Genomic DNA, 26,842 nt, shown 5'->3' on the forward strand with positions numbered 1-26,842 from the left:
TCAGCGTCCGTTGCCGTAGCCAGTGTATGGCGTTACGGTGCTCCCGTAGTTGGCAGGCAACAACGCTTCGACGGCCTGGCCGCCGCTTGCCTTCCTGGCATGCGATGGAATGATCGAGCCGGTGACGTATTCCTTCGGCTCGGCATTGGCCGCTTCGTCGGCATCCGTGGGGCTGCTGCTTGCGCACGCAGACATAAGCGGCAGGACAAAGGCGAGCATCAGGGTAGTCTTCATGTAGTCATTCCGTCACGGTAAAAGTGGTTGGAAAACAGAATCCAGCGAGTGCGAACGCATTGATGTCGGGATAATTGCTGTTACTCCCGAGAAATTTAGGTTAGCATATTGCTGTTGTTTTGCCAGCAAGAATTTACCTGGCGCAATGCCTGAATCGACAGGCGCGGATGCATCAGCTGCCGGCGCCTTTATAAGATGCTCATCCGTGGATGACGCTCTGTATAATCCCATCCTCATGTCAACACCAGAATCCATCAAATCACCGCGTTCGCGCGAGATAACGCCACCGCAACGCAATGCCTTGCCGCCTATCGTCTTCCCCGAGGAGCTGCCGGTTTCAGGCAAGCGCGCGGAAATCTCCGCCGCCCTGAGCGCCAACCAGGTCATCATCGTCTGCGGCGAGACCGGCTCCGGCAAGACCACGCAGCTGCCGAAGATCTGCCTGGAGCTGGGCCGCGGCCTGCACGGCATGATCGGCCATACCCAGCCGCGCCGGATTGCCGCGTCCTCGACCGCCAAGCGCATCGCGCAGGAACTCAATTCGCCGCTGGGCGAGCACGTCGGCTACAAGGTGCGTTTCAACGACACCCTGACCAAGGGCGCCTGGATCAAGCTGATGACCGACGGCATCCTGCTGGCCGAGACCCAGACCGATCCCTTGCTGCGCCAGTACGACACCATCATCATCGATGAAGCGCATGAACGCAGCCTGAACATCGATTTCCTGCTGGGCTACCTGAAGCAGCTGCTGCCCAAGCGGCCCGACCTGAAAGTCATCATTACCTCGGCCACCATCGATGCCGACCGCTTTGCGCGCCATTTCGGCAGCGCCGACAAGCCGGCGCCGGTGATCGAGGTGTCCGGCCGCCTGTATGAAGTCGAGGTGCGTTACAGGCCGGTCGACAATGCCGACCGCAGCGGCGTCAGTCCGGGCCATGCGGCCAATGCGGCTGCCGCGGCCAAGCCGAATGCGCCGCAAAGCGCGGCCCAGCGCGACCGCGAACAGCGTGATCTGATGGACGCCGTGGTGGACGCTGTCGACGAGCTGGCGCGCATCGGTTCCGGCGACGTGCTGGTGTTCCTGCCGGGCGAACGCGAAATCCGCGATGCCGCCGAAGCGTTGCGCAAGCACCATCCTGCCCATGTCGAAATCCTGCCTTTGTTTGCGCGTCTGTCAGCGCAGGAGCAGGAGCGGGTGTTCAAGGCCTCCAATGCGCGCCGCATCGTGCTGGCAACCAACGTCGCCGAAACTTCGCTGACGGTGCCGGGCATCCGCTATGTGGTGGACGCCGGCCTGGCGCGCGTCAAGCGCTACAGCTACCGCAACAAGGTCGAGCAGCTGCAGATCGAGCCGATTGCACAATCGGCCGCCAACCAGCGCGCCGGCCGTTGCGGCCGGGTGGCGGCGGGGGTCTGCATCCGCCTGTATGAAGAACAGGATTACCTGCAGCGGCCGAAATTCACCGAACCGGAAATCCTGCGCTCGTCGCTGGCCTCCGTCATCCTGCGCATGAAGTCGCTGCACCTGACCGATGTCGAGACTTTCCCGTTCATCGAACCGCCGCCGGGCCGCGCCATCGCCGACGGCTACCAGCTGCTGCAAGAGCTGGGGGCGGTCGACGACAACAACCTGCTGACCAAGACCGGACGCCAGCTGGCCAAGTTGCCGCTGGATCCGCGCGTCGGCCGCATGATCCTGGCGGCGCTGGATAATGTCTGCCTGAGCGAAATGCTGATCATCGCGGCGGCGCTGTCGGTGCAGGATCCGCGCGATCGTCCGCTGGAGGCGCAGGGCGCGGCTGATCTGGCGCACAAGAAGTTCGCCGATGAAAAATCCGAATTCCTCAGCTACCTGAAGATCTGGAAATGGTTTGAGGACGCTATCGAGCACAAGAAAACCAATCGTCAGCTGATGGATAACTGCCGCGCCAACTTCCTCTCGCAGCTGCGGCTGCGGGAATGGCGCGACGTCCATTCGCAGCTGCTGACGATCGTGCGCGAACAGGGCTGGCGCCTCAACGAAGCGCCCGCCACCTATGAGCAGCTGCATTGCGCCTTGCTCACCGGCTTGCTGGGCAACGTCGGCTTCAAGGCCGACGACGATCCGCATTACCTCGGTGCGCGCGGCATCAAGTTCCACCTGTGGCCAGGCTCGCATCTGTTGAAGAAGGCGGGCAAGTGGGTGATGGCGGCCGAGCTGGTCGACACCAGCCGCCTGTATGCGCGCTGCATCGCCCAGATCCAGCCGGAGTGGCTGGAAAAGGTCGGCGCCCATCTGCTGAAGAAATCGTATGGCGAGCCGCGCTGGGAAAAACGCACGGCGCAAGTGTCGGCCTCCGAGCGCGCTACCTTGTACGGGCTGGTGGTGTACAGCCAGCGGCGCATCAATTTCGGCTTGATCAATGCCGCCGAAGCGCGCGAAATCTTCATTCGCGATGCGCTGGTCGGCGGCGAGTTCGATACCCGCGCGCCGTTCTTTGCCCACAACCAGAAACTGATCCGCGAGATCGAGAACCTGGAGCACAAGTCGCGCCGTCTTGACGTGCTGGTCGACGATGAACTGATCGCGGCGTTCTACAACAAACTGATTCCTGCCGATATCTGCAATGGCATCAGCTTTGAAAAATGGCACAAGGACGTCAGCGTGCAGACGCCCAAGCTGCTGTTCCTTAACCGCGACGACCTGATGCGGCATGAGGCAGCAGGAATTACCACCGAACTGTTCCCGAAAGTGATGCGGGTGGCCGGCATCGAGATGGCATTGTCGTATCACTTCGAGCCGGGCACGCCGCGCGACGGCGTTACCCTGACGGTGCCGCTGTATGCGCTCAATCAGGTCTATGCCGACCGCTGCGACTGGCTGGTGGCCGGCATGCTGAAGGAAAAAGTGCATCTGCTGCTGAAATCGCTGCCGCAGAAAATCCGCCGCAATTGCGTGCCCTTGCCGGACTATGCTGCCGGTTTCTGCGAACGCGTCCAGGCCCGCCACGCGTTCGGCCACGGCAATCTGCTGGATGCGCTGATGGCGGATATCCGCACCGAAACCACGGTGATTGCCCGCAGTACGGACTTCAAGCTGGAAACCTTGCCGGCCCATCATTCGATGAACTTCAAGATCGTCGACGAGCATGGCCGCCAGCTGGATATGGGGCGCAACCTATCGGCCTTGCAGGATGAATTCGGCGGCCAGGCGCGCGAGAGCTTCCAGAAGCTGGCGGAAAACACGGTGGTGACCAGCGATGTGCCGCAGGCGCTGCAGGTGTCGGCGCCGCAAGCGGGACAGAAAGACGCTGCCGCCAAGCCCGCGGACGCCGCGGCGGCCAAGCCGGCCGGCCAGTACAGCATGCTGACCAGCTGGACTTTCGGCGAACTGCCGGAGCTGCTGGAAATCCAGCAGGGCAAGCAGACCTTGATCGGCTTTCCGGCGCTGGTGGACAAGGCGAGCCATTGCGATCTCGAAGTATTCGACGATCCCAACGAAGCGGCGCGCATCCACCGCCTCGGCTTGCGCCGCCTGTTTGCCTTGCAACTGAAAGAGCAACTGAAATTCCTGGAAAAGAATATCCCCGGCTTGCAGCAGATGGGCATGCAGTTCATGGCACTGGGGTCGCAAGAAGAATTGCGCGACCAGATCATCGCCGCCGGGCTGGAACGCGCTTGCCTGCAGTTACCTTTGCCCAGGAATGCGGAGCAGTTCGCGCAGCGCAAGGACGAAGGCAAGTCGCGCCTGGGTTTGCTGTGCAACGAAATCGCCCGGCTGGCCGGCCTCATCCTGGCCGAATACTACGGCTTGCCGAAGAGGCTGCAGGGCGCCAAGGGGCATGCGCAGGCGGTGGCCGATATCCAGTCGCAATTGCAGGGGCTGGTCGGCAAGCGTTTCATCGCCGATAACGACTACGCCAACCTGACGCATTTCCCGCGCTACCTGAAGGCGGTCAACGTCCGGCTGGAGAAATTGCGCGCCGACCCGACCCGCGATGGACGTTTGTTGACGGAATGGCTACAAGTGGCCGTGCCTTGGCAACGGGCGCAAAAAGACCGCGGCAGCAAGAATTCCGATCCCAAGATGAACGAATTCCGCTGGCTGCTGGAGGAATTGCGGGTCTCGCTGTTCGCGCAGGAGTTGAAGACGCCGATGCCGGTATCGGCCAAGCGCTTGCAGAAAGTATGGGAAACCATGCAGCGCTAGGCCGGAAAAGACACGGATTGAAGCGAAGCCGGTGAGATAGCCGCTTTAAAGGCTATTTGGCGTAAAATTGCGCAAAATATATACCTAAACCAACTGATTGATAGAAAACAATGACGATTAAATCCGACAAATGGATACGCCGCATGGCAGAGCAAACCGGCATGATCGAGCCTTTCGAGCCCGGTCAGGTGCGCGAAGCCAACGGCCAGAAGATCGTGTCTTACGGCACCTCGTCTTACGGCTACGACATCCGCTGCGCCAACGAATTCAAGATTTTCACGAACATCAACTCGACCATCGTCGATCCCAAGAACTTCGACGAGAAATCGTTTGTCGATTTCAGCGGCGACGTCTGCATCATCCCGCCGAATTCCTTCGCGCTGGCGCGCACCATGGAATACTTCCGCATCCCGCGCAGCGTGCTGACCATCTGCCTCGGCAAGTCGACCTACGCGCGTTGCGGCATCATCGTCAACGTCACCCCGTTCGAGCCTGAGTGGGAAGGTTACGTGACGCTGGAGTTTTCCAACACCACGCCGCTGCCGGCCAAGATTTACGCTGGCGAAGGCTGCGCCCAGGTGCTGTTCTTCGAAAGCGATGAAATCTGCGAGACGTCCTACAAGGACCGCGGCGGCAAGTACCAAGGCCAGCACGGCGTCACTCTACCAAAAACCTGAAGGTCTGAGATGCCGAAGAACAAGCGACCGGTACCGCGGAAATCCAGCCTTTCCCCTGAAGATAAAGACGAAGCCGTCACCCAGCAATTGTGCAACCTGGCGATCGACCTGGCCGAGCAGGATGGCGACGAAGCCGAGGGCGTGGCTGCCGGCGCCGCCTTGCAGCAGGCCGGCATCGATTTCCACAAGATCATCAAGAAAAACCTGCAGCAGAAAAAAGATGACATCCTGTATGACGCGATTGAGCGCACCAAGTACGCCGATCTCGACGCCTGGCGCTTCCTGAAAGAACAGGTCGAAGAAGCCTCGGAGATCTTGCTGGTGCGCCGCGACGAGGGCAAGGTGCTGGAGCTGAACGCCTTTGTGGTGCCGTTCTTCGCCCACGCCCGCGGCGGCCTCAAGCGCGAGCAGTGCTTCCAGGACCAGGAAGCGTTCGATGCCTTGTCCGCCAGCTTCAAGCAGGCGCAGCTGGAAGGGCCGGATGCTACCGTGGTGCTGGTCAGCCACGCCTACCACCTCGACGAAATCGACAGCATCCGCTACAGCCATTTGTTTGAAATGAACCGCGACGCTTTCGGCGCCATGGCCGACAAGAAACTGGCTGCAACCACCGCCATCGAACGCAGCATCAGCGGCTGGCCGGACAACCAGTTCGGGGCGGACGACGATGCGGTCGAGCTGCGCTTCCTGCTGGGCTTTTCGCTCAAGGCCACCGACGACGCCTTTTATAACGTGCCGGACGATGAAGCCGGCGCCGACGCTTATTTCAGCGCACGGGAAGAGCGCTTCCACGGCTGGACCGAGCAGGTCGCACCCTTGCTCAAGCGCTGCCTGGTCACCGACGGCAGCGAGATCGACCTGCATTTCCTCTACCAGGACTTGTTCCACGGCGGCAAGGAGCGCGGCATCGCCGAGTACTTCACGCTGCAGATGATGTCCGAGCTCAATCACGGCCTCGACCAGCACGGCGTTGCGTCTTTCGACGCCAATGCCGTCGTCGGTCCTGCCGACGTGCGCGGCGACATGGTGCTGCGGGTGAATTTGTACGGCAAGGACGGCGCCTTGCTGGCCTCCTCGGAAAAGCCGCTGGCTGCAGGCGCCGACCTGCAAGTGGAAGTCGACGATACCTACGATGCGCTGCGCACCATCGGCGTCACGGCGCTGGCAGTTGCAGTGAGGTTTGAAGCGGACGGCCAGCCGTCCGAAGTACAGCCTTACGGGGTCGCCTAGACGCGGCGCCCTGATTATTTTGGAGAATTGAGTGACTGAAGAAGACGCACGGAAAATTGCCACCCACCGGCATTACAAAGGTGGCCTGTACCGCTACATCGGCGTGGCAAGGCATTCGGAAACCGAAGAAGCTATGGTGGTCTATGAGCATCTGTGGCCGCATGCGCCGGGCTTGTGGGTGCGGCCGGCGGAGCTGTTCAACGGCTTGCTTGAAAACGGCGCCAGGCGGTTCGCGCCGCTGTAAAAGAAAGACGTAAAAAAACCGGGACGCTCGACTGAGCCTCCCGGTTTTTTGTCGGCCACGCTTATGGCTGTTTTTACTGCCGCACGCAATCCACGAAGTAATCGCGCTTGCCATTGACTTCGCGTTTCACCAGACCATGCACGTCGGTCTCGAAGCCTGGGAACTTCTCGTTGAAATCGCGCGCGAACTTGAGATAGTCGACGATGGTCTTGTTGAAGCGCTCGCCCGGAATCAGCAATGGAATGCCCGGCGGGTAAGGCGTCAGCAGGATCGAGGTGACGCGGCCTTCGAGCTGGTCGATAGGGACGCGGTCGATTTCGCGATGGGCCATCTTGGCAAACGCATCGGACGGCTTCATCGCCGGCTGCATGTCGGACAGGTACATTTCGGTGGTCAGGCGCGCCACGTCGTAGGACTTGTAGGTTTCATGGATCTGCTGGCACAGGTCGCGCAGGCCGAGCCGCTCGTAGCGCGCGTTCTTGCCATGGTTGGCGGCGGCGAACTCAGGCAGGATGCGCCAGATCGGCTGGTTCTTGTCGTAATCGTCCTTGAACTGCTGCAAGGCGGTCAGCAGCGTGTTCCAGCGGCCCTTGGTGATGCCGATGGTGAACATGATGAAGAACGAGTACAGGCCGCACTTTTCGACGATAACGCCGTGCTCCGCCAGGTACTTGGTGACGATCGAAGCCGGGATGCCGCTTTCGCCGAACTTGCCTTCCAGCGACAGGCCGGGGGTGACGATGGTGGCCTTGATCGGATCGAGCATGTTGAAGTTGGGCGCCAGGTTGCCGAAGCCGTGCCAGTCGTCCTCGGCGCGGATAACCCAGTCTTCGCGGCTGCCGATGCCGTCTTCCGAGAAGCTGTTCGGGCCCCACACCTGAAACCACCAGTCCTTGCCCCATTCCTCGTCGATCTTCTTCATGGCGCGGCGGAAATCCAGCGCTTCCAGGATGCTTTCCTCGACCAGCGCGGTGCCGCCAGGCGCTTCCATCATGGCCGCGGCGACGTCGCAGGAAGCGATGATCGAATACTGCGGCGAAGTTGAGGTGTGCATCAGGTAGGCTTCGTTGAAGGCGTCCTGGTCCAGCTGCACGCTTTCCGATTCGCGCACCAGGATCTGCGAGGCCTGCGACAGGCCGGCCAGCAGCTTGTGGGTCGACTGGGTCGAGAAGATCATCGATTTCTTGGCGCGCGGGCGGTCCTTGCCGATCGCGTGCATGTCTTTGTAGAAGTCGTGGAAAGTCGCATGCGGCAGCCAGGCTTCATCGAAGTGCAGGGTCTCGATTTCGCCGTCCAGCATGTTCTTCAGGGTTTCGACGTTGTAGATCACGCCGTCGTAGGTCGACTGCGTGATGGTCAGGATGCGCGGCTTCTTGTTGACGGCTTCGCGCGCAAACGGATTGGCTTCGATCTTCTTGCGGATGCTTTCCAGCGTGAATTCTTCCAGCGGGATCGGGCCGATGATGCCGAGGTGGTTGCGGGTCGGCATCAGGAACACCGGGATCGCGCCGGTCATGATGATCGAGTGCAGGATCGATTTGTGGCAGTTGCGGTCGACCACCACGATGTCGCCCGGCGCCACGGTCGAGTGCCACACCATCTTGTTGCTGGTGCTGGTGCCGTTGGTGACGAAGTAGCAATGGTCGGCGTTGAAGATGCGCGCGGCGTTGCGCTCGGAATCGGCAACCGGACCGGTGTGGTCGAGCAGCTGGCCGAGTTCTTCGACGGCGTTGCAGACGTCGGCGCGCAGCATGTTTTCGCCGAAGAACTGGTGGAACATCTGGCCGATAGGCGACTTCAGGAAGGCGACGCCGCCCGAGTGTCCCGGGCAATGCCACGAGTAGGAGCCGTCCTGGGCGTAGTGCACCAGCGCGCGGAAGAAGGGCGGCGACAGGCCGTCCAGGTAGGACTTGGCTTCGCGGATGATGTGGCGCGCAACGAATTCCGGCGTGTCTTCGAACATGTGGATGAAGCCGTGCAGTTCGCGCAGGATATCATTGGGGATATGGCGCGAGGTGCGGGTTTCGCCGTACAGGTAGATCGGGATGTCGGCGTTCTTGTGGCGGATTTCTTCGACGAAGGCGCGCAGCGATTTCAGCGCGTGGTCGGTTTCTTCAAACGAGCCGGCGCCGAATTCCTCGTCGTCGATCGACAGGATGAAGGCGGAGGCCCGCGATTGCTGCTGGGCGAACTGCGACAGGTCGCCGTAACTGGTCACGCCCAATACCTCCATGCCCTCGGCCTCCATGGCGTCGGCGAGCGCGCGGATGCCAAGGCCGGAAGTATTTTCGGAACGGAAGTCTTCGTCAATGATGACGATGGGGAAGCGGAATTTCATCGAGGTCTCCAGGAGACGGTGGTTGATAACAAGGCTGTGAACGCGGCCGCGAGGCGGCGATTAAAAAACGTTGTACCGCTTGGCGCCGGGGCGTCCGCGGAGTTGCCGGGGTAAGGCAATGCAGCCTATTGCTTACGCGTCGCGGCAGATGGCGACGACACGTAAAACTATTCATTTCATTCAGCAGCAATACTCAGAATTTTCCAATTTTGGTGTCGCTGCCTTCAGCAGCAACGCTCAGCATTTTCAAATTTTAGCGTCGCTGCTTTCAGCAGCAACGCTGAAAAAAGAAAGTCGAATTTTCGCAGATATGTACGAAATTGGGGGTAAAGATGATGGAAATCCTGCATAAAACAACAGATGTCATTCCATCATCAGGCCGGGTCAGCTGCTGGCCTCGCCGGCGCTGGCGGGCCGGCGCTGGTAGACCACGAAAGCGTAGTCGAAACCGTTGGCCTCGGAATGGTGGTTTTCGCGCGAGATTTCCTGCCATTGCAGCGCATCGCGCATTGGGAAAAAGGCGTCGCAGTCGAAGCTGTGAGCGATCTCGGTGACGATCTGGCGCTGCACCAGCTCTTGCGCCGCGGCGTAAATCTCTGCGCCGCCGATGATGAAGGCCTCGGCGTCGCCGACCAGCGCCGCCGCGGCAGCCAGCGAGGGCGCGCTTTCAACGCCGTCGTGACGCCAATCGGCATTGCGGGTGATGACGATATTGCGTCTCAGCGGGAGCGGACGGCCTATCGATTCAAAGGTCTTGCGGCCCATGATGATGGCATGCCCGGAGGTGGTGCGTTTAAAGTGCGCCAGGTCCTCCGGCAGGCGCCAGGGCAAGGTGTTGCGGATGCCGATGCCATTGTTGGCGTCGGTGGCGACGATAATCGTGAGGCGTGAAGTCATTGGCGCGTTGCATGAGCCCGCTTGCGGCGGATTTGTATTAAAGGCGTGATCTTACTATAAGTCTTGGATGGAACTTTGTTGCTGATGCCCGCTCTTAAAAGTCGGGGCCTGTTAACCCGGGCCGGGATATTTTGCTGTAATGGCGCATATCGGGCCATTCTGCTGCCAACTTGGCAAGTTTTTGCCAATCAATGTTGCAAGTCTTGGTCGTTGCTGGCGCAGGCAGTAAAGCGCCACAGCGCACTCATTGCCTGATGGATATAAAAAATTATAGAACACTGATAGACTACCGCCTACTCTCGATGAAGCCTGCAGGGCTTGGTCGGGCAGGTCAATCAAAGCAGTGTCAGATGGGAATCCAATGTATTTGAATTTGTCTCAGCGGACGCAAGCGCGTATTTCCGCTCTAGCCCGGGCGCGCATCGCGATCCTGCCGTTTGCCGCGGCGCTGTTGCTGGCAAGCCCAGGCGGCGCATTTGCCTTCGATTTCAATAACGTTGCCAAGCAGGCAAAGGATCTGGCCGCCAGTTCCTATAGCAAGCCTGAGAGCAATCTGCCCAAGGAAATCAGCAATCTCGATTACGAGCAATACAAGGACATCCGCTTCCGTCCGGAAAAATCCACCTGGCGCAGCCAGAAACTGCCGTTCGAGCTGGCGTTTTTCCATGAGGGCTACTCCTTCGACCAGCCGGTAAAGATCAGCGAGATCAATGGCCAGAGCGTGCGTGAAATCCGTTTCGATCCCAGCGATTTCGATTTCGGCGCCAGCAAGGTTGATCCGCGCAAGATGCGCGCGCTCGGCTTCGCCGGCTTCCGCGTGCACTTTCCCCTGAATACGAACAAATACAAGGACGAAGTCCTGTCCTTTCTCGGCGCCAGCTATTTCCGCGCGCTGGGCAAGGACCAGACCTATGGCCTTTCGGCCCGGGGGCTGGCAATTGATACCGGGCTCAGTTCCGGCGAAGAGTTTCCGCGTTTCACGGAATTCTGGATCGAGCGCCCCAAGGCCAGCGACAAGGAACTGACCATTTACGCGTTGCTCAATTCGCGCCGCGTGACCGGCGCCTATCGCTTCGTGCTGAAGCCGGGCGTGGATACCACGGTCGACGTCAAGGCCCAGCTGTACCTGCGTGAAAACGTCAGCAAGCTGGGGCTGGCGCCGCTCACCAGCATGTTCTTGCACGGCGACAACCAGCGCTCCCAAGTCGAGGACTACCGGCCTGAAGTGCACGATTCGGACGGCTTGTCGGTGGCCTCCGGCACTGGCGAATGGATCTGGCGGCCGCTGGTCAATCCCAAGCGCTTGCTGGTGACATCCTACTCGCTGAGCAATCCGGCCGGCTTCGGCCTGATGCAGCGCGACCGCAATTTTGCCGATTATCAAGACCTGGACGCTCACTATGAGAAGCGGCCCAGCGCCTGGGTCCAGCCCAAGGGCAACTGGGGCAACGGCAGGGTAGAGCTGGTGCAGATCCCGACCCCGGACGAAACCAATGACAATATCGTCGCCTACTGGGTGCCGGAAACGACGCCGAAGGCAGGCCAGGCATTCAATCTGGAATACACTTTGTCATGGCAGAAGGATGCGGAAAAGCGGCCGCCTTTGTCGTGGGTGACGCAGACCCGGCGCGGCCTCGGCGTGCTGAAGAAGAGCGATGACAACAGCATCGGCCTGGCGGTCGATTTTGAAGGTCCGGTATTCAAGAAGCTGTCGGACAAGGTGCAGCCGGAAGGCGTGGTCAGCGCCGACGACAACGGCAAGGTGCTGGAGACCAAGGTGGAGCGCAACGACACCACCGGCGGCTGGCGCATGACGGTGCGGGTACGCCGCAATGAAGACAACAAGCCTGTCGAGCTGCGCGGCTTCCTGCGCGGCGGCAGCACCACCTTATCTGAAACCTGGAGCTACATATTACCGCCCAACTAGACCGCAAACCGATGTCACCGCCGAGTGCAGCCGAACTGCAGGATTCGCCTGATATGACGCCTGGGATCGGTGAGCGTTATCTCGATCGCCTGCCGCTTTCGGCAGCGCGGCGCGCAGCGTTGTCCGCGCAACTGGACGCCGCCGGCGACAGTTCGCTGGCAGCGGTGCACCAGGCCTTGGCCGCTGGCAGCGCTGCCGCCCCCGGCGAGCTGTCGACGCTGGCCCATGCCAACCCGGCCTACGGTTCGGTCGCTGCGCGCTTGCAGCTGGCCTTTGCCGAACCGTCGTCGGCGCAGCCGGCTGCGCAGATCAGCATCGATGCCGGCGGCCGCTCGCGCATCGCGATTGCACCGCCGCTGCAGCGTACGCCGATTGTCGCCCATCCCTGGGGCACCCTGAATCCGCTGGTGCGCTGGGTCGAAGGCGCCAACCGCGAGTTCGACCTGCGTCCGCGCGCCAAGCAGCGCCGCTACAAAAAGGCCGCGCGCTCGACAGCGCTGCCGCAGCCGGAACCAATGCCGGTCGCCGCGGCAGACAGCCAGGATCAGCACGAGAGCAAGTCGCGCGGCAATCTGCGCCGCATCGTGCTGCTGATGCTGATGCTGGCGCAGACCGCGATGGCGACCTATTTCATGAGCGCCGTGCTGCCCTACCATGGCGACAAGCCGCTGGAGCTGGTGACGCTGGGCTTGTTCGCCTTGCTGTTTTGCTGGGTGTCGGCCGGCTTCTGGACCGCCATGGCCGGCTTCCTGGTGCTGATGCGAGGCAGCGACCGCTATGTGATTTCACGCGAAGAGGCCGCGCCGGGGCCGATCCCGGCCAGCGCCAGGACCGCCATCGTGATGCCGATCTGTAATGAGGACGTGACCCGGGTCTTTGCCGGCCTGCGCGCGACCTACGAATCGGTTGCGGCCAGCGGCGAGCTGGACCGTTTCGATTTTTTCGTGCTGAGCGACAGCGGCGACAGCGATATTTGCAGCGCCGAGCTGGATGCCTGGGCCAGCCTGTGCCAGACGCTGGGCGGTTTCGGCCGCATCTTCTATCGGCACCGGCGTCGCCGGGTCAAGCGCAAGAGCGGCAATATCGACGATTTCTGCCGGCGCTGGGGCGCCAACTACAGCTACATGATCGTGCTCGATGCCGACAGCGTCATGAGCGGTGCTTGCCTGACCACGCTGGTGCGCCTGATGGAAGCCAATCCCACTGCCGGCATCGTGCAGACCGCGCCGCGCGCCGCCGGCCGCGACACCTTGTACGCCCGCATCCAGCAGTTCTCGACCCGCGTGTATGGTCCCTTGTTTACCGCCGGCCTGCATTACTGGCAGCTGGGCGAGTCGCATTACTGGGGACATAACGCGATCATCCGCCTGCAGCCCTTCATGGAACATTGCGCGCTGGCGCCGCTGCCGGGCGAGGGCGCATTGGCCGGCGAGATTCTTTCCCACGACTTTGTCGAAGCGGCGCTGATGCGACGCGCCGGCTGGGGCGTCTGGATTGCCTATGACCTGGCAGGCAGCTACGAGGAAATGCCGCCCAACCTGCTGGACGAACTGAAGCGCGACCGCCGCTGGTGCCAGGGCAACCTGATGAACTTCCGCTTGTTCCTGGCGCGCGGCATGCATGCCGTGCACCGCGCGGTGTTCGTGACCGGCGTCATGGCTTATCTGTCGGCGCCGCTGTGGTTCCTGTCGCTGCTGCTGTCGACGGTATTGCTGGCAGTGCATACGCTGGTGGCCCCGGAATACTTCGTGACGCCGGGACAGTTGTTTCCGGTGTGGCCGGAATGGCATCCGGAGCGGGCGCTGGCTTTGTTCACCGCGACGGCGACCTTGCTATTCCTGCCGAAAGTGCTGAGCGTGGTGCTGATCTGGGCCAAGGGCGCACGCGAGTTCGGCGGCGCCTTGCGGCTGACCTTGAGCATGATCATGGAGCTGCTGTTTTCGATGCTGCTGGCGCCGGTGCGCATGCTGTTCCATACGCGCTTCGTGGTCGGCGCCTTCCTTGGCTGGACCATCAGCTGGAAGTCGCCGCCGCGCGAAGATGCGGAAACCAGCTGGGGCGAAGCTTGCCGCCGGCACGGTGGCCATACCTTGCTGGGTTTGCTGTGGGGCGGCGGCGTGTACTGGCTGGAGCCGGGCTTCCTTTGGTGGCTGCTGCCTATCGTCGGTTCGCTGATGCTGTCGATTCCCTTGTCGGTCTTTTCCAGCCGGGTCACGCTTGGCCGCAGCTTCCGCCACGCGCGTCTGTTCGTCATCCCGGAGGAAGTCGATCTGCCGCCGGAGCTTGCAGCAACCACGGCATACAACGACAACGGCAAGACGCTGGCGGGTTTCAACGATGCGGTAGTCGATCCGGTAATCAATGCCTTGCTGTGCGCGGCGGTGACGGCGCGTCCGGCGGTGCCGGCGGCGACCCAGGCGGCGCGTGCCACGTTGCTCGACAGCGCCTTGAAAGGCGGCCCCGACAGCCTGACGCCGCGCCAGAAAAATGCGCTGCTGGACGACCCCCTGACGCTGTCCCGCCTGCATTTCGAGATCTGGAATTCGGCTGCGGCCAACCGGCGCTGGCAGGCTTTGCTCAAAGCCTGAATCAAGGCTTGAACCAAGGCCCGATGCAAGGCCAATCGTCATCATTAAACAAGGAGCACCATGTTACGACGTGATTTTCTGAAAGCGTCGGCGGCACTTGCTGCTGCCGGTTTCCCTGCAAGTCCGCTGCTGGCGGCGGCGAACGCGCCAGGGCAGCTGAAATTCCTGGGCGCGCCGCAGGCTTTCGATTATGCTTGGCTGAAAGGCCAGGCCCGGCAGCTCGCCGCCCAGCCATACAAGTTGCCGGAGAATCATATTCCGGACGAAGTCAAGGCGCTCGACTGGGATCAATACCAGGCCATCGGCTACCGCGACGATCATGCCTTGTGGAGCAAGGATCAGTTGCGTTTCCAGGTCAAGTTCTTTCATCTCGGCCTGTTTTTCAAGAGTCCGGTGCAGATTTATGAATTGAAGAACGGCCAGGCGCAAGAGCTGGCCTACGATCCAGCCATGTTCAATTACGGCAAGAGCGGCCTGAAGGCGGAACACATGCCGAAAGACCTCGGCTTTGCCGGCTTCCGCGTCAATTTCCACACCGACCTGCAGCGCGACATTACAGCGTTCCTGGGCGCCAGCTACTTCCGCGCAGTCGGCGCCGAGTGGCAATACGGTTTGTCGGCGCGCGGCCTGGCGATCGATTGCGGCATGGACCGGCCGGAAGAATTTCCCATGTTCACCCATTTCTGGCTGGAGCGTCCGGCCAAGGATTCGGGCAAGCTGGTGGTGTATGCCTTGCTTGATTCGCCCAGCGTTTCCGGCGCCTACCGCTTCGAGATCCAGCCATCGGCGACCATGGTGATGGATGTCGACGTCGCCCTGTATCCGCGCAAGACCATCGAGCGGATGGGGATTGCGCCGCTGACCAGCATGTTCCAGTATGGCGAAAATGACCGCCGCGCCGGCGCCAGCGACGACTGGCGTCCTGAAATCCACGACTCCGATGGCTTGTCCATGCAGCGCGGCAACGGCGAGTGGGTCTGGCGGCCGCTGGTCAATCCCGAGCATCTGCGTTTCAATGCCTACCAGGACGAGAATCCGCGCGGCTTCGGCCTGCTGCAGCGCGACCGTAACTTCGACCACTACCAGGACGACGGCGTGTTCTACGACCGCCGCCCGAGCTTATGGGTGGAGCCGAAGGCCGGCTGGGGCAAGGGCGCGGTACAACTGGTGGAAATCCCCACGGTCGATGAAACCTTCGACAATATCGTGGCGTTCTGGAATCCTGCCGACAAGCCGCAGGCGGGGCAGGAGCGCCTGTTTGCTTATCGCCTGCACTGGGGCGCCAAGATGCCGTTTGCTTCGCCGCTGGCGCAAGTGGTCGCAACCCGTACCGGCATGGGCGGCGTGATCGGCCAGAAGCGCGCATATTACTCGCGCCGTTTCGCCATCGATTTCGCCGGCGGCGACCTGGCTCTGCTGGGCAAGGACGCCAAGGTGCAGCCGGTGATCAGCGCCTCGCGCGGCAAGGTGGAAATCAGTTCGGCGCGTCCGCTGGACGCGATTCACGGTTACCGCGCGATGTTCGATTTGAAACCGGCCGACGACAGCGTAGAACCGATTGATGTGCGCGTTTATCTGGCCGCAGACGGCCAGCCGCTGAGCGAAACCTGGTTGTATCAGTGGACGCCGCCGGCGCCTGCCAAGCGCACGTACTAGAGCACGTACTAGAGCACGTACTAGAGCACGTCGGGCTTTAGGGCAGGGTGGGCACCGGCGCCCACCCTGCGAGCGCCTGACAGATTTGCAATATACTGTTGGGCTTGGGCCGTTTTTGCCCTGCCTATTTTTGGAGCGTTCCATGTTTGGTTGGTTTGAAAGACTGTTGCATCCTTATCCGGATACGGTCATGACGCCGCCGCCGCGCGGATTTTTTGCGTTTGTCTGGGCCTGCACCAAGGGCTTGCGCCCATACATCGTCGCCATGACCTTGCTGACCGCCGTCACCGGCGCTTTCGAGGCTTTACTGTTTGCCATGATGGGTCGTATCGTCGACTGGCTCGGCCACGCCGAACCGTCCACGCTGTGGACCCACGAAAGCACCAATCTGCTGTTGCTGGCGGCTATCCTGCTGGCCAGTCCCATCGTGGTCGCCTTGCAAAGCATGTTCAAGCAGCAGGCCCTGGCGGGCAACTTCCCGATGCTGCTGCGCTGGAAATTCCATCGCCTGATGCTCAATCAAAGCATGCATTTCTATCAAGACGAATTCGCCGGCCGGGTCGCCACCAAGGTGATGCAGACTTCGCTGGCGGTGCGCGACGTCTGCATGATCCTGTGCGACATCCTGGTGTTCGTGGTGATCTACTTCTTCACCATGGTGGCGGTGGTGGGCAGCTTCAGCGGCTGGATGCTGGTGCCGTTCCTGAGCTGGCTTGCCTTGTATACGCTGGCGTTGCGCTACTTCGTGCCGCGCCTGAGCAAGGTCGCTAAGACGCAGGCCGATGCGCGCTCGCTGATGACCGGCCGCATCACCGATGCTTACACCAATATCGCGACGGTCAAGCTGTTCTCGCACGCCGGCCGCGAAGCCGGCTATGCGCGCTCGGCGATGCAGGAATTCCTGCAGACCGTGCACGGCCAGATGCGCCTGGTGACCAGCTTTGAAATCGTCAACCACACCCTGAGCATGCTGCTGATCCTGAGCACGGCCGGCGCCGCGCTGTGGCTGTGGACCCAGGGCCAGGTCGGCATCGGCGCGGTTGCCGCGGCGACGGCGATGGCCTTGCGCCTGAACGGCATCTCGCATTGGGTGATGTGGGAATTCGCTTCCTTGTTCGAGCAGGTCGGCACGGTGCAGGACGGCATCAATACCTTGTCGCGGCCGCACGCCGTGCTGGACCAGGCCGACGCCAAGCCGTTGCAGGTCAGCCAGGGCAAGCTCGATTTCGAGCAGGTCGGCTTTGCCTACGGCGGCCAGCGGCCGGTGATCGACCAGTTGTCGCTGCACATCCGTCCCGGCGAAAAGATCGGCCTGGTGGGCCGTTCCGGCGCCGGCAAATCGACCATCGTCAACCTGCTGCTGCGTTTCTACGATGTCGAGCAGGGCCGCATCCTGATCGACGGCCAGGACATTGCGCATGTGACCCAGGACAGCCTGCGGGCGCAGGTCGGCATGGTGACGCAGGATACTTCCTTGCTGCACCGCTCGGTACGTGACAATCTGCTGTACGGCCGTCCGGACGCCACCGATGCCGATATGCTGGCGGCGGCAAAGCGGGCTGAGGCGCACGAGTTCATCCTGACCCTGACCGATCCCAAGGGCCGCACCGGCTACGATGCCCACGTCGGCGAACGCGGCGTCAAGCTTTCCGGCGGCCAGCGCCAGCGCATCGCGATCGCCCGCGTGATGCTGAAGGACGCGCCTATCCTGCTGCTGGACGAAGCCACCAGCGCGCTCGATTCGGAAGTTGAAGCGGCAATCCAGGCCAGCTTGTACCGCCTGATGGAAGGCAAGACCGTGGTGGCGATCGCCCATCGTCTCTCAACCATCGCCGCGATGGACCGTTTGATCGTGCTCGACAAGGGGCGCATTGTCGAACAGGGCGATCACCGCAGCCTGCTGGAGCAGGGCGGCTTGTACGCGCGCCTGTGGGCGCACCAGAGCGGCGGCTTCCTGGGCGAGGAAGTGGACGAAGAAACCATGCCGGCCGCAATCGTGGGCGGAGCGCAGACAGAGCCGGCTTAGGCCGCTGCTGTCTGTATTTCCTCTGGACTGAACCTGATCTGAACCTGATGAACCCTGAGTCTGCATCAATGACTGCTGAACCGACCGACAAGTCCGCTGCGCTAAATTCTTTCGGCCATTCCAGTCGCCGCTGGCTGATCGCGATCCTGGCTGGGCTGATTGCGGTCGGCGCCGGCTTCCTGTTGTGGAAAGGGCTCTTGCAGCGGCCGCCTCCGCCGCCCAAGCCGACGCCGGTGCGTCTGCAGACGGAAGCGGTGCGGCGCGGCGATATCGAACAGGCGGTGTTTGCCAACGGCAAGCTGCAGTTGCATAAATATAGCGATGTGATGGCGCAGGTGTCGGGCCAGATCAAGGATGTGCTGGTGATGGTGGGCGATGACGTCAAGGCCGGCAAGATGGTGGTCGAAATCACGCCGACCTTGCCGTCGGCGCGGGTCGAGAGCAATCGCGCCCAGCTGGCGAGGCTGCAGGCGGAGCTGGCGGACCAGCGCGCGCAGCAGGACTTCGCCGAATTGCAATACAAGCGGCAGACGCAGCTGAAAGCGGAAAACGCTACGCGCGAGGAATCCTATGAATCGAGCCGCATGAGCATGTATTCCGCCGCCGCCAAGGTGGAGGCCATCAATGCCCAGATCCGGCAGATCGAGGCGACCGTCAAGGATGATGAGGTAACGCGCAGCCATACCCAGGTGCTGGCGCCGATCAGCGGCACGGTGGTGTCGGTGGGGGCGCGCACCGGGCAGATGGTCAGCGCCGGCCAGCCGGCTGCGCCGCTGGTGCGGATCGCCGACCTCAGCCGCCTGACGGTGCAGGCGCGGGTGGCGGAAATCGATGTGCCGCTGCTGCGCAAAGGCATGACTGCCTATTTCACCACGCCCGGTTATCCCGGCAAGCGCTGGAGCGGCAAGCTGCGGCAAGTGGTTCCGGTGCCGGCCGACGGTTCGGGCGAGCAGGGCAAGCAGACTTTCTATAACGTCTTGTTCGAAGTCGATAATCCGCAAGAAGAACTGATGAGCGGCATGAGCACGCAAGTACGCTTTGTGCTGGCGCAGGCGCGCGATGCCCTGCTGCTGCCGGTGGCGCTGCTGGGCAAGCCGGAAGCCGATGGCAGCTATCGGGTGAAGGTGGTCGGCGCGAATCAGCAAGTTCCGCAAGTTCAGCAAGTCAGTTCGCGCGCGATCAGGATTGGCATCCGCAACCAGCAGATGGCGCAAGTCTTGTCGGGATTGCAGGCCGGCGAGCTGGTTGTAGTGGAATCCGCCCCGGCGCCTGCTGCTAAAAATGCCGCAGCATCCGCCAGCGCTTCCGCGGCTTCGTCTTCCTCCGTACCCGCCGTCAAGGCGCATTGATGGCCAACAGCATGCCCCATTTTTTTCAACGTTCCCCCACCATCGCCGCGGCTTGCTCAAGCACCGTGCTGTTGCTCTTGCTATCGGCCTGCGCCAGCCAGATCGAGATGCGGGAAGCCACGCCCAGCGTCGAGATTCCGCAGAGCTGGGATCTGTCGGCCAACAACGGCGAACAGGACTGGCCGGATACCGGCTGGTGGCAGCGTTTCGGCAGCGAAGAGCTGAGCCAGCTGGTGGCGCAGGGGCAGGCCAGCAACCTGGAAATCGCCGCCGCGGTATCGCGCGTGCGCCAGGCGGAAGCGCAAGCCCGGATCGCTGGCGCGCCGCTGCTGCCGAATGCGGATTTTTCCACCAGCATCAACCGTGCCTTGCCGCTCGCTTCCAGCGGCAGCGCCGTCACTTCGACCAGCGGCCTGGTCGAGATCGGCTACGAAGTCGATTTCTGGGGCAAGAACAGGGCCGGGCTGGTGGCGGCTGAAGCCGCTTTGCAAGCCAATCGCTATGACCGCGAAACGGTGGCGCTGACTGTCACCAGCGGCATCGTCTCGACCTATCTGCAAGTCTTGTCGCTGCGCGACCGCATCGAGATCGCCCAGCAGAACGTCGACAACGCCGAGCGCGTGCTGAAACTGGTGTCGGCGCAGAGCCGCGCCGGCTCGGCCTCGCCGCTGGACCTGGCGCGCCAGCGTTCGGCGGTGGCGGGGCAGCAGGCGGTGATTCCCGATCTGAAACAGCAAGAACGCGAGGCGCAGACCGCGCTGGCGATCTTGCTGGGACGGCCGCCGCAGACTTTTACCGTCAATGAGCCCGGGTTGGCGAAGATCCTGCTGCCGCAGGTGACGCCCGGATTGCCTTCGGAACTGCTGTCGCGCCGGCCTGATATCCGTCATGCGGAAGCCGAACTGGCCGCTGCCAACGCCAATGTCGCCGTGGCGCGCGCGGCGCTGTTCCCCAGCATCCGCCTGACCGGCTCGGCCGGCGGCCAGAGCAACGCCTTGCTGTCGCTGTTCAACGGTCCCAACATGCTGGCCAACCTGGGCGCGGGGCTGGTGGCGCCGATCTTCGACGCCGGCCGCCTCAACAGCCAGCGCGATCTCGCTGTCGCCCAGAAGCAGGAACTGGTGCAGATCTATCGCTCGACCGTGATCGCGGCGCTGTCGGAAGTCGATACCGCGCTCGGCCAGATCCGCAGCCTGGACGAGCAGCGCAAATTGAAAATCACGGAAATGGAACAGGCGCGCTTCGCCTTCGAACTGTCGGAAATCCGCTACCGGGTCGGCGCGGAGGATTTGATGACGGTGCTGGATACTCAGCGGTCATTGTCGGAAGTGCAGAACGAGCTGGGGCAGATCAAGCTGAAGCGGTTGAAAGCGACGGTGTCGCTGTACAAGGCGCTGGGCGGCGGCTGGCAGGATGTGCACGCCAGCCAGGCGCTGGAGCGGCAGGCGGCGACGTCTGGCAAGCCGCTGCCGGATAAATAAGAGCTGTCGCCCCTAGACGGCCACCGGCGCCTTGATATGCGCCTGCGGATGATAGCCGCTGATATCGAAATCTTCGAAACGATAATCGAAAATCGACGCTGGCTTGCGCGTGATGGTCAGCTTGGGCAGTGGTCCCGGCGTGCGCGACAACTGCAGCTCGACCTGCTCTGCATGGTTGGAGTACAGATGGCAATCGCCGCCGGTCCAGATGAAATCTCCCACCTCAAGCCCGCACTGCTGCGCCATCATGTGCGTCAGCAGGGCATAGGATGCGATGTTGAACGGCACGCCGAGGAAAATGTCGGCGCTGCGCTGATACAGCTGGCAGGACAGCTTGCCCTCGGCCACATAGAACTGGAAGAAGGCATGGCAGGGCGGCAGCTTCATCTGCGGAATGTCGGCGACGTTCCAGGCGGAGACGATCAGCCGGCGCGAATCCGGATTGTTCTTGATCTGCTCTACCAGCTGCGTGATCTGGTCGATATGGCCGCCGGACGGGGTCGGCCAGGAGCGCCATTGATAGCCATAGATCGGCCCCAGGTTGCCTTCGCTGTCGGCCCATTCGTCCCAGATCTTGACGTCGTTATCTTTTAGATACTGGATATTGGTCGAGCCGTTGAGAAACCAGATCAGCTCATGGATGATCGAGCGCAGGTGCAGCTTCTTGGTGGTCAGCAAGGGGAAGCCGTCTTGCAGGTTGAAGCGCATCTGGTAGCCGAACACCGAGCGGGTGCCGGTGCCGGTGCGGTCGGTTTTGACGGTGCCATGTTGTTGCACATGACACATGAGATCGAGGTATTGGCGCATTTTTATCTTGATTGCTGAATCTAATTCCAAGATTGTAACGCATCCGGCATGGCTGCCGTCTGAGGCTTATTCCGCCTGCGCCTTGAGGATCCGCGCAATCCGTTCCTGGCTGGGCGGGTGGGTCGACAGGTAGGGCGAGAAAGCGGCGGGCAGGCTGTCGAGCTTTTCAAAGGTGAGCGCCAGCCTGGTCAGGCTGATGCCATTTGTCTTGAACATGGCAATCGCATAATCGTCCGCTTCCAGTTCGATATCGCGCGAGTACTTGAGATCGAGCAGCAACGGCGGAATGCTTGCCACCAAGGCCGAGACGTCGCCGAACAGCAGCGTCGCGGTGGCGCCGACCGCGGACACCTGGATCAGGCGCCGCATCAGGTGGCGCTGGTGCAGGTGGCCGAGTTCATGCGCCAGCACGCCCATCAAGGCATCGTCATCGTCCAGCAGCCTGACCAGTTCGTCGGTGACCACGATGTCGCCGGACGGCAGGGCGAAGGCATTCGGGCCGATCTTGCTTTTGCGGAAAATGATCTGGAATCGCGGCGCCCCTTGGCGCGGCGGCTCAAGCGCGCGGAAGCGGCTGTCGATGGAGGCTTGCTGCGATGGCGGCAGGGTGGATGCGCTGAATACGCGTTCGTCCAGAAAATCCAGGGTGCTGCCGCCGATTTTTCTTTCGACCGACTCGGGCAAGGCATTGGCGATCCAGCCCGATGCTGCCGGCAACAGATATAAATAACCCAGCACCAGGATCAGGACCAGCGCGCCGGCCGCTTGCCCGACGCTGCGCCAGCTTTGCTGCATGCGCACTACCAGCGAGTCGGCGTGGCCGGTGCTCGCCAGCAGTTCGGCAAAGGCGTCGAGATCGATGATTTCAAGATAGGCGCCGTCGGCAAAGGTAACCTTGCGGGTGGCGCTGGAAACCCTTTCCGACACCCGCAGTTCCTCAAGCGGCGCTTGCCGCTGGGCTTCGCCGGAAATGCTGGCGATGCCTGCCGCGACTGTCAGTTCGACCGTATAGCGGTACGAGGTCTTGCCATCGAAATAGAAAGCCCGCACTGCCCGCGCTTGCGTATTCTGCATCTGAGCGCTGCTTTATAGCGACAAGTCGAAATCGAGCAGGTCGGACATGCCTTCGCCGGCGGCGGAGCCCTGCGGTTCTGCATCGGCCAGGAAATGATCGAGCGAGCCTGCCGCCAGCAAGCTTACCGATTCAAGCCTGTATTTGAGCGAGCGGATCTGCGCAAACGGCGTGAACAGGCCCAGCGTGCAGACGATGGCGATCAGGTTGGTGATCATGATGAAAGCTACCCTGGTCCATTTCAGCTTGCTCTGGAATTGATGGTCCGCCAGCCTGGTGTGGTTCCAGATCAGGTTCTGGAACATGGTCAGGGCCAGCGGAACGATCAGGAAGGTCCATGCATACATGGAAAATATCATGCTGAAAAAAGGGCCTGCGTAGGCTGCCGGCGCAGCATGCTTGCCGGCGCCGACACCAGCGCTGGCGACGGCCATGAGGCTGCCGCTGAAGAGTATGCCGATGCCGATATAGCCAAGCACGGCAATGGCGAAACAAATGAGAAAAATTTGATAAAAAGAGCCTACACTGGCGTCAAAGGAAAAATGCGTTGCGCCGAACTTGCTTTCCGTGTGCAGGTATTTTTTAGTGCGTTGATAGGCGAAAGGCGAGAGTAGGCCGAGCGAGAAGGCGGATATCAGCGGCAACACCAGGTAATTGAAGTAGGACTTGCCGGCGCTGCCTTGGAAGCCGAAGCGGATGCCGCGGTAGCTGGAGTTATAGAGCTTGAATTGATAGCTTCTCCAGATCAGCCATGGCATGACCGACAACATCAGCACCAGCGCCAGCAGCCCAAGTTTCGGACTCAGCCTGAAGGCGATCTGGTAGCCGCCGATCAGCACCAGCGCAATGATGCGCCCTTTCAGGATCGCCATCGGGTTGCCGTGGTATTCGAAGCTGCTGCCGGCGACCTGGGTGTTGTCATAGAAATAGCGGGTGCGGCGCACCTTGGCCCAGGCCGAGTAAATGCCGAGGGTGACGATGGATAGTAGAAGATTAACTATCCATATGCGGAAATATTCACTGCCGCGGCCGGAAAAGACGAATGCTTCGGGCGTAGGCTGGTGTGGCGTGGGAGAGTTTGCGGCAAAGCCGGAAGGCGGCGTGCCGGAAGTTACGGTGTTCATCCCTGATTCCCTTTGTTTTATTGGGTTGATTGATTATCCGGCAAGCTATAAAGAATGACAATCAAAGTCTGTGCGGCAATTATTGTTGTTGGTGCAGGGAGTTGCCCACGGTTACAAATTAATGGTTTTCTCCATGAACTTTTCCGGAAGGCGGTCCTCGAAAGCTGGAGACCTTTGTCTCACACGGTCATGCAGTATCCGGTCGTTTTTATCTGGCCAATTTTATCTGGTCATTTTCATATTCATTCGCACCAGCGTGCTGGCCGCACTAGTGCAAGCAATACCATTCAGGAGATCACATGCTTAAATCAGATACGTTTTTCGGCGGCAAGCGAGAAACCCCGACCCCCAATTCACCGTTCAGCGCCAGCAGCAATCTCACTTCCGGCAGTTCTTCCAATATTCCAAAGGCTAGCAACCCTGTGAGCACTCCAGTCAACCACTCGTCGTCCAGCACTAACGAAGTCGGCAGCAAACTGATTGTCGGCCCGAACATCAAGCTCAAAGGCGTTGAGATCACCGATTGCGACACGCTCGTGGTCGAAGGCCGGGTGGAAGCGACCATGAATTCGCGCGTGATCCACATCGCCGAAAAAGGCGCGTTCAAGGGCTCCGCTGAAATCGACCTGGCTGAAATCTATGGCGAGTTCGACGGCGATTTGACTGTCCGTGAAAAGCTGGTGATTTATTCAACCGGCAAGGTTTCCGGCAAAATCCGCTATGGCAAGGTTGTCATCGAAGAAGGCGGCCAGCTGACTGGCGAAGTCCAGGTCGGCACGTCCGCCAAGCCTGCTGCCGCCAGTCCTGCCAGCAGCGCAACTTCCAGCGCCGCAGCAACTGCTTTAGTCTAAAAGCTTGCCGCCGGCCAAGCCGGCGCGCAGCAGTTTCAGCTTTTCCGGCCGGGAACCCCGGCCGGAGTGCGTTATTTGTGCAAAACAACCAGAGTGGCGGCGATCCATTCTGGTTTTTGTCATGTGCATGCAGGCATGCGACAATAGCGCTTTTGGCATTTTGCCAAGCGCCATTTTCAATTGTCCGTACCCGCCAAACTCATGAGCCATCCAGAATATATCCTTACCTTGTCCTGCCTCGACCAGCGCGGAATCGTCCATCGCGTCTCAGGCTTTCTGGCCGATCACGGTTGCAATATCATCGATTCAGCCCAGTTCGGAGACGCTCAGTCCAAATTGTTTTTCATGCGCGTGCATTTTTCGTCGGAAGATGCGGCGATTGCCGACGACAGCCTGCGCGCGGAATTTTCCGCGCTGGCCGGCAGCATGCAGATGAACTGGCAATTGCACGATGCCCGCAAGAAGCCGCGCATGATGCTGATGGTGTCGAAGATCGGCCATTGCCTGAACGACCTGCTGTTCCGCTACAAGAGCGGCCTGCTGCCGGTGGAGATCAGCGCCATCGTCTCCAATCACACCGATTTCTACCAGCTGGCAGCCAGCTACAACATTCCTTTCCATCATCTGCCATTGGCGACAGGCGCCTCGGCTGAAGCCAAGCAGGCGCAGGAAGCGCGCGTGATGGAAATCGTTGAAGCCAACAATATCGACCTGGTGGTGCTGGCGCGCTACATGCAGATCCTGTCGCCGGCCATGTGCACCGCGTTGACCGGACGCGCCATCAATATCCATCATTCCTTCCTGCCTAGCTTCAAGGGCGCCAAGCCTTACTACCAGGCGCATGACCGCGGCGTGAAGCTGATCGGCGCCACCGCCCATTTCGTCACCGGCGACCTGGACGAAGGCCCCATCATCGAGCAGGACGTGGCGCGCGTCGATCATGCGATGGAGCCGGAGACGCTGACCGCGATCGGGCGCGACGTCGAATGCGTGGTGCTGGCGCGGGCGGTCAAGTGGTTTATCGAGCACCGTATCCTGCTCAACGGACACAAGACAGTCGTGTTCAAATAAAGAATTGCGTGGAACGAAAAAATGGCCTCGGTGCGAACCGAGGCCATTTTTTTATTGCACGACGCCTGCCTCCCAGGCCAGCGCGACGTCAGCGCAAGGCATCCACCATTTTTTCCAGCTTGACCGCATCGGCGCTGAACTGGCGTATGCCTTCCGCCAGTTTTTCGGTCGCCATCGCATCGTCGTTCAGCATGGTGCGGAAGATGGTTTCATCCAGGTCGATTTTCGCCAGGTCGCTGTGCTGTGCGACTTCTGGGCTGAGCTTGCGGCTGACCGCTGTGTCGCTTTCGGCCAGCGCCTGCAGCAGTTCGGGGCTGATGGTGAGCAGGTCGCAGCCGGCCAGTTCGATGATTTGCGACGTATTGCGGAAGCTGGCGCCCATGACTTCGGTGGCGTAGCCGAACTTGCGGAAATAGCTGTAGATCAGCTTGACCGACTGCACACCAGGATCGTCGGCGCCGCTGTAGTCATGACCGCTGGATTTCTTGTACCAGTCGTAGATGCGGCCGACGAAAGGCGAGATCAGCTGCACCTTGGCTTCGGCGCAGGCAATTGCCTGCGGCATCGAAAACAGCAGGGTCAGGTTGCAATGGACGCCGGCCTTTTGCAGCACTTCCGCCGCCCGGATGCCTTCCCAGGTGGAGGCGATCTTGATCAGCACGCGGTCGCGGTCTATGCCGGCCGCCTCATACAGCTTGATCAACGCATGGCCCTTGTCGATCGTGCCCTGGGTATTGAACGACAAGCGCGCATCGGTTTCGGTGGAAACACGGCCCGGAATCAATTTCAGGATTTCCTGGCCGAAGGTGACCAGCAGGTGATCAATGATCTCTTTCGTCGACAACTGGCCGTGATCTTTCACCGCCCGCGCCAGCAGGGGCTGGTATTCCGGCTTCTGCACAGCTTTCAGGATCAGCGACGGGTTGGTGGTGGCGTCGCGCGGCGCAAACGCCTTGATTGACTGGAAATCGCCGGTATCGGCGACGATGGTGGTGAATTGCTTGAGTTGTTCGAGTTGGTTCATGGCAGCGTAGAAAAGCAGAGACTGTTAATCGGAAATGCCTTTCTGCCATTCTACGCA

Annotated in this window: 21 protein-coding genes; 13 read left to right on the forward strand and 8 right to left on the reverse strand. The window is 61.0% G+C overall.

Annotated elements, in window-relative coordinates; genetic code table 11:
• Positions 1 to 234, reverse strand: a complete 234-nt coding sequence (locus tag KHU30_RS16685; RefSeq protein ID WP_211443752.1) for a hypothetical protein — start codon at positions 232 to 234, stop codon at positions 1 to 3.
• Positions 235 to 469: 235 nt separating this feature from the next.
• Between KHU30_RS16685 and hrpA the strand changes: the two genes are divergently transcribed.
• The 4 genes from hrpA (at position 470) to KHU30_RS16705 (ending at position 6,574) form a co-directional block, all read left to right on the forward strand.
• Positions 470 to 4,423: an ATP-dependent RNA helicase HrpA gene (gene hrpA / locus KHU30_RS16690; protein WP_211443753.1), complete on the forward strand. Its 3,954-nt coding sequence runs from the start codon at positions 470 to 472 to the stop codon at positions 4,421 to 4,423.
• Positions 4,424 to 4,533: 110 nt separating this feature from the next.
• On the forward strand, positions 4,534 to 5,100 hold the full coding sequence (dcd, locus tag KHU30_RS16695) for a dCTP deaminase (protein WP_211443754.1): 567 nt from the start codon (positions 4,534 to 4,536) through the stop codon (positions 5,098 to 5,100).
• A 9-nt stretch (positions 5,101 to 5,109) separates the two neighbouring features.
• Positions 5,110 to 6,330 carry a DUF2863 family protein gene (locus KHU30_RS16700; protein WP_211443755.1) on the forward strand — a complete coding sequence of 407 codons (1,221 nt, stop codon included), beginning with the start codon at positions 5,110 to 5,112 and terminating at the stop codon, positions 6,328 to 6,330.
• A gap of 31 nt (positions 6,331 to 6,361) precedes the next feature.
• Positions 6,362 to 6,574, forward strand: a complete 213-nt coding sequence (locus tag KHU30_RS16705) for a DUF1653 domain-containing protein (protein WP_211443756.1) — start codon at positions 6,362 to 6,364, stop codon at positions 6,572 to 6,574.
• Between the two features lie 73 nt (positions 6,575 to 6,647).
• On the opposite strand, the gene KHU30_RS16710 is transcribed toward KHU30_RS16705, so the two are convergent.
• Positions 6,648 to 8,912 carry an arginine/lysine/ornithine decarboxylase gene (locus KHU30_RS16710; RefSeq protein WP_211443757.1) on the reverse strand — a complete coding sequence of 755 codons (2,265 nt, stop codon included), beginning with the start codon at positions 8,910 to 8,912 and terminating at the stop codon, positions 6,648 to 6,650.
• 118 nt (positions 8,913 to 9,030) lie between these two features.
• Here KHU30_RS16710 and KHU30_RS16715 point away from each other — a divergent pair, with 118 nt between their 5' ends.
• Positions 9,031 to 9,264 (forward strand): hypothetical protein, encoded by a 234-nt coding sequence (locus KHU30_RS16715; protein WP_211443758.1) that lies wholly within the window; start codon positions 9,031 to 9,033, stop codon positions 9,262 to 9,264.
• A 32-nt stretch (positions 9,265 to 9,296) separates the two neighbouring features.
• On the opposite strand, the gene KHU30_RS16720 is transcribed toward KHU30_RS16715, so the two are convergent.
• On the reverse strand, positions 9,297 to 9,809 hold the full coding sequence (locus tag KHU30_RS16720; RefSeq protein ID WP_211443759.1) for a dihydrofolate reductase: 513 nt from the start codon (positions 9,807 to 9,809) through the stop codon (positions 9,297 to 9,299).
• A gap of 361 nt (positions 9,810 to 10,170) precedes the next feature.
• On the opposite strand from KHU30_RS16720, the gene KHU30_RS16725 reads away from it, so the two are divergent.
• The 6 genes from KHU30_RS16725 to KHU30_RS16750 all read left to right on the forward strand — a co-directional run bounded on the left by KHU30_RS16725 (position 10,171) and on the right by KHU30_RS16750 (position 20,836).
• On the forward strand, positions 10,171 to 11,736 hold the full coding sequence (locus KHU30_RS16725) for a glucan biosynthesis protein G (RefSeq protein WP_230427431.1): 1,566 nt from the start codon (positions 10,171 to 10,173) through the stop codon (positions 11,734 to 11,736).
• Between the two features lie 53 nt (positions 11,737 to 11,789).
• Positions 11,790 to 14,324: a glucans biosynthesis glucosyltransferase MdoH gene (gene mdoH, locus KHU30_RS16730; RefSeq protein WP_211443760.1), complete on the forward strand. Its 2,535-nt coding sequence runs from the start codon at positions 11,790 to 11,792 to the stop codon at positions 14,322 to 14,324.
• A gap of 60 nt (positions 14,325 to 14,384) precedes the next feature.
• A complete protein-coding gene (locus KHU30_RS16735; protein ID WP_211443761.1) occupies positions 14,385 to 15,980 on the forward strand; it encodes a glucan biosynthesis protein in 1,596 nt (531 codons plus the stop codon).
• A 142-nt stretch (positions 15,981 to 16,122) separates the two neighbouring features.
• A complete protein-coding gene (locus KHU30_RS16740) occupies positions 16,123 to 18,006 on the forward strand; it encodes an ABC transporter ATP-binding protein (protein WP_211443762.1) in 1,884 nt (627 codons plus the stop codon).
• Positions 18,007 to 18,074: 68 nt separating this feature from the next.
• A complete protein-coding gene (locus KHU30_RS16745) occupies positions 18,075 to 19,355 on the forward strand; it encodes an efflux RND transporter periplasmic adaptor subunit (RefSeq protein ID WP_230427432.1) in 1,281 nt (426 codons plus the stop codon).
• An 11-nt stretch (positions 19,356 to 19,366) separates the two neighbouring features.
• Complete coding sequence (locus KHU30_RS16750; protein WP_211443763.1) at positions 19,367 to 20,836, forward strand: efflux transporter outer membrane subunit; 1,470 nt, start codon at positions 19,367 to 19,369, stop codon at positions 20,834 to 20,836.
• Between the two features lie 12 nt (positions 20,837 to 20,848).
• Here the strand turns inward: KHU30_RS16750 and thyA are convergent, their stop codons facing one another.
• The 3 genes from thyA to KHU30_RS16765 all read right to left on the reverse strand — a co-directional run bounded on the left by thyA (position 20,849) and on the right by KHU30_RS16765 (position 23,839).
• On the reverse strand, positions 20,849 to 21,643 hold the full coding sequence (thyA, locus tag KHU30_RS16755; protein WP_211443764.1) for a thymidylate synthase: 795 nt from the start codon (positions 21,641 to 21,643) through the stop codon (positions 20,849 to 20,851).
• 66 nt (positions 21,644 to 21,709) lie between these two features.
• Positions 21,710 to 22,717, reverse strand: a complete 1,008-nt coding sequence (locus KHU30_RS16760; protein ID WP_211443765.1) for a M48 family metallopeptidase — start codon at positions 22,715 to 22,717, stop codon at positions 21,710 to 21,712.
• A 12-nt stretch (positions 22,718 to 22,729) separates the two neighbouring features.
• The gene (locus KHU30_RS16765) at positions 22,730 to 23,839 is read right to left on the reverse strand and encodes a YjgN family protein (RefSeq protein WP_211443766.1); all 1,110 of its coding nucleotides are present in this window, start codon (positions 23,837 to 23,839) and stop codon (positions 22,730 to 22,732) included.
• A gap of 299 nt (positions 23,840 to 24,138) precedes the next feature.
• On the opposite strand from KHU30_RS16765, the gene KHU30_RS16770 reads away from it, so the two are divergent.
• Positions 24,139 to 24,690: a bactofilin family protein gene (locus KHU30_RS16770; RefSeq protein ID WP_211443767.1), complete on the forward strand. Its 552-nt coding sequence runs from the start codon at positions 24,139 to 24,141 to the stop codon at positions 24,688 to 24,690.
• On the opposite strand, the gene KHU30_RS16775 is transcribed toward KHU30_RS16770, so the two are convergent.
• Complete coding sequence (locus KHU30_RS16775) at positions 24,682 to 24,951, reverse strand: hypothetical protein (RefSeq protein ID WP_211443910.1); 270 nt, start codon at positions 24,949 to 24,951, stop codon at positions 24,682 to 24,684. The two genes, KHU30_RS16770 and KHU30_RS16775, sit on opposite strands and share 9 nt — an antisense overlap.
• On the opposite strand from KHU30_RS16775, the gene purU reads away from it, so the two are divergent.
• Positions 24,892 to 25,761, forward strand: coding sequence for a formyltetrahydrofolate deformylase (gene purU, locus KHU30_RS16780; RefSeq protein ID WP_211443768.1), 870 nt, complete (start codon positions 24,892 to 24,894; stop codon positions 25,759 to 25,761). The two genes, KHU30_RS16775 and purU, sit on opposite strands and share 60 nt — an antisense overlap.
• Positions 25,762 to 25,849: 88 nt before the next feature.
• On the opposite strand, the gene tal is transcribed toward purU, so the two are convergent.
• Positions 25,850 to 26,785, reverse strand: coding sequence for a transaldolase (tal, locus tag KHU30_RS16785; protein WP_211443769.1), 936 nt, complete (start codon positions 26,783 to 26,785; stop codon positions 25,850 to 25,852).
• Positions 26,786 to 26,842 lie beyond the last annotated feature (57 nt).

It is taken from the genome of Collimonas humicola, from assembly GCF_018304945.1.
Taxonomy (GTDB): Bacteria; Pseudomonadota; Gammaproteobacteria; order Burkholderiales; family Burkholderiaceae_D; genus Collimonas; species Collimonas humicola.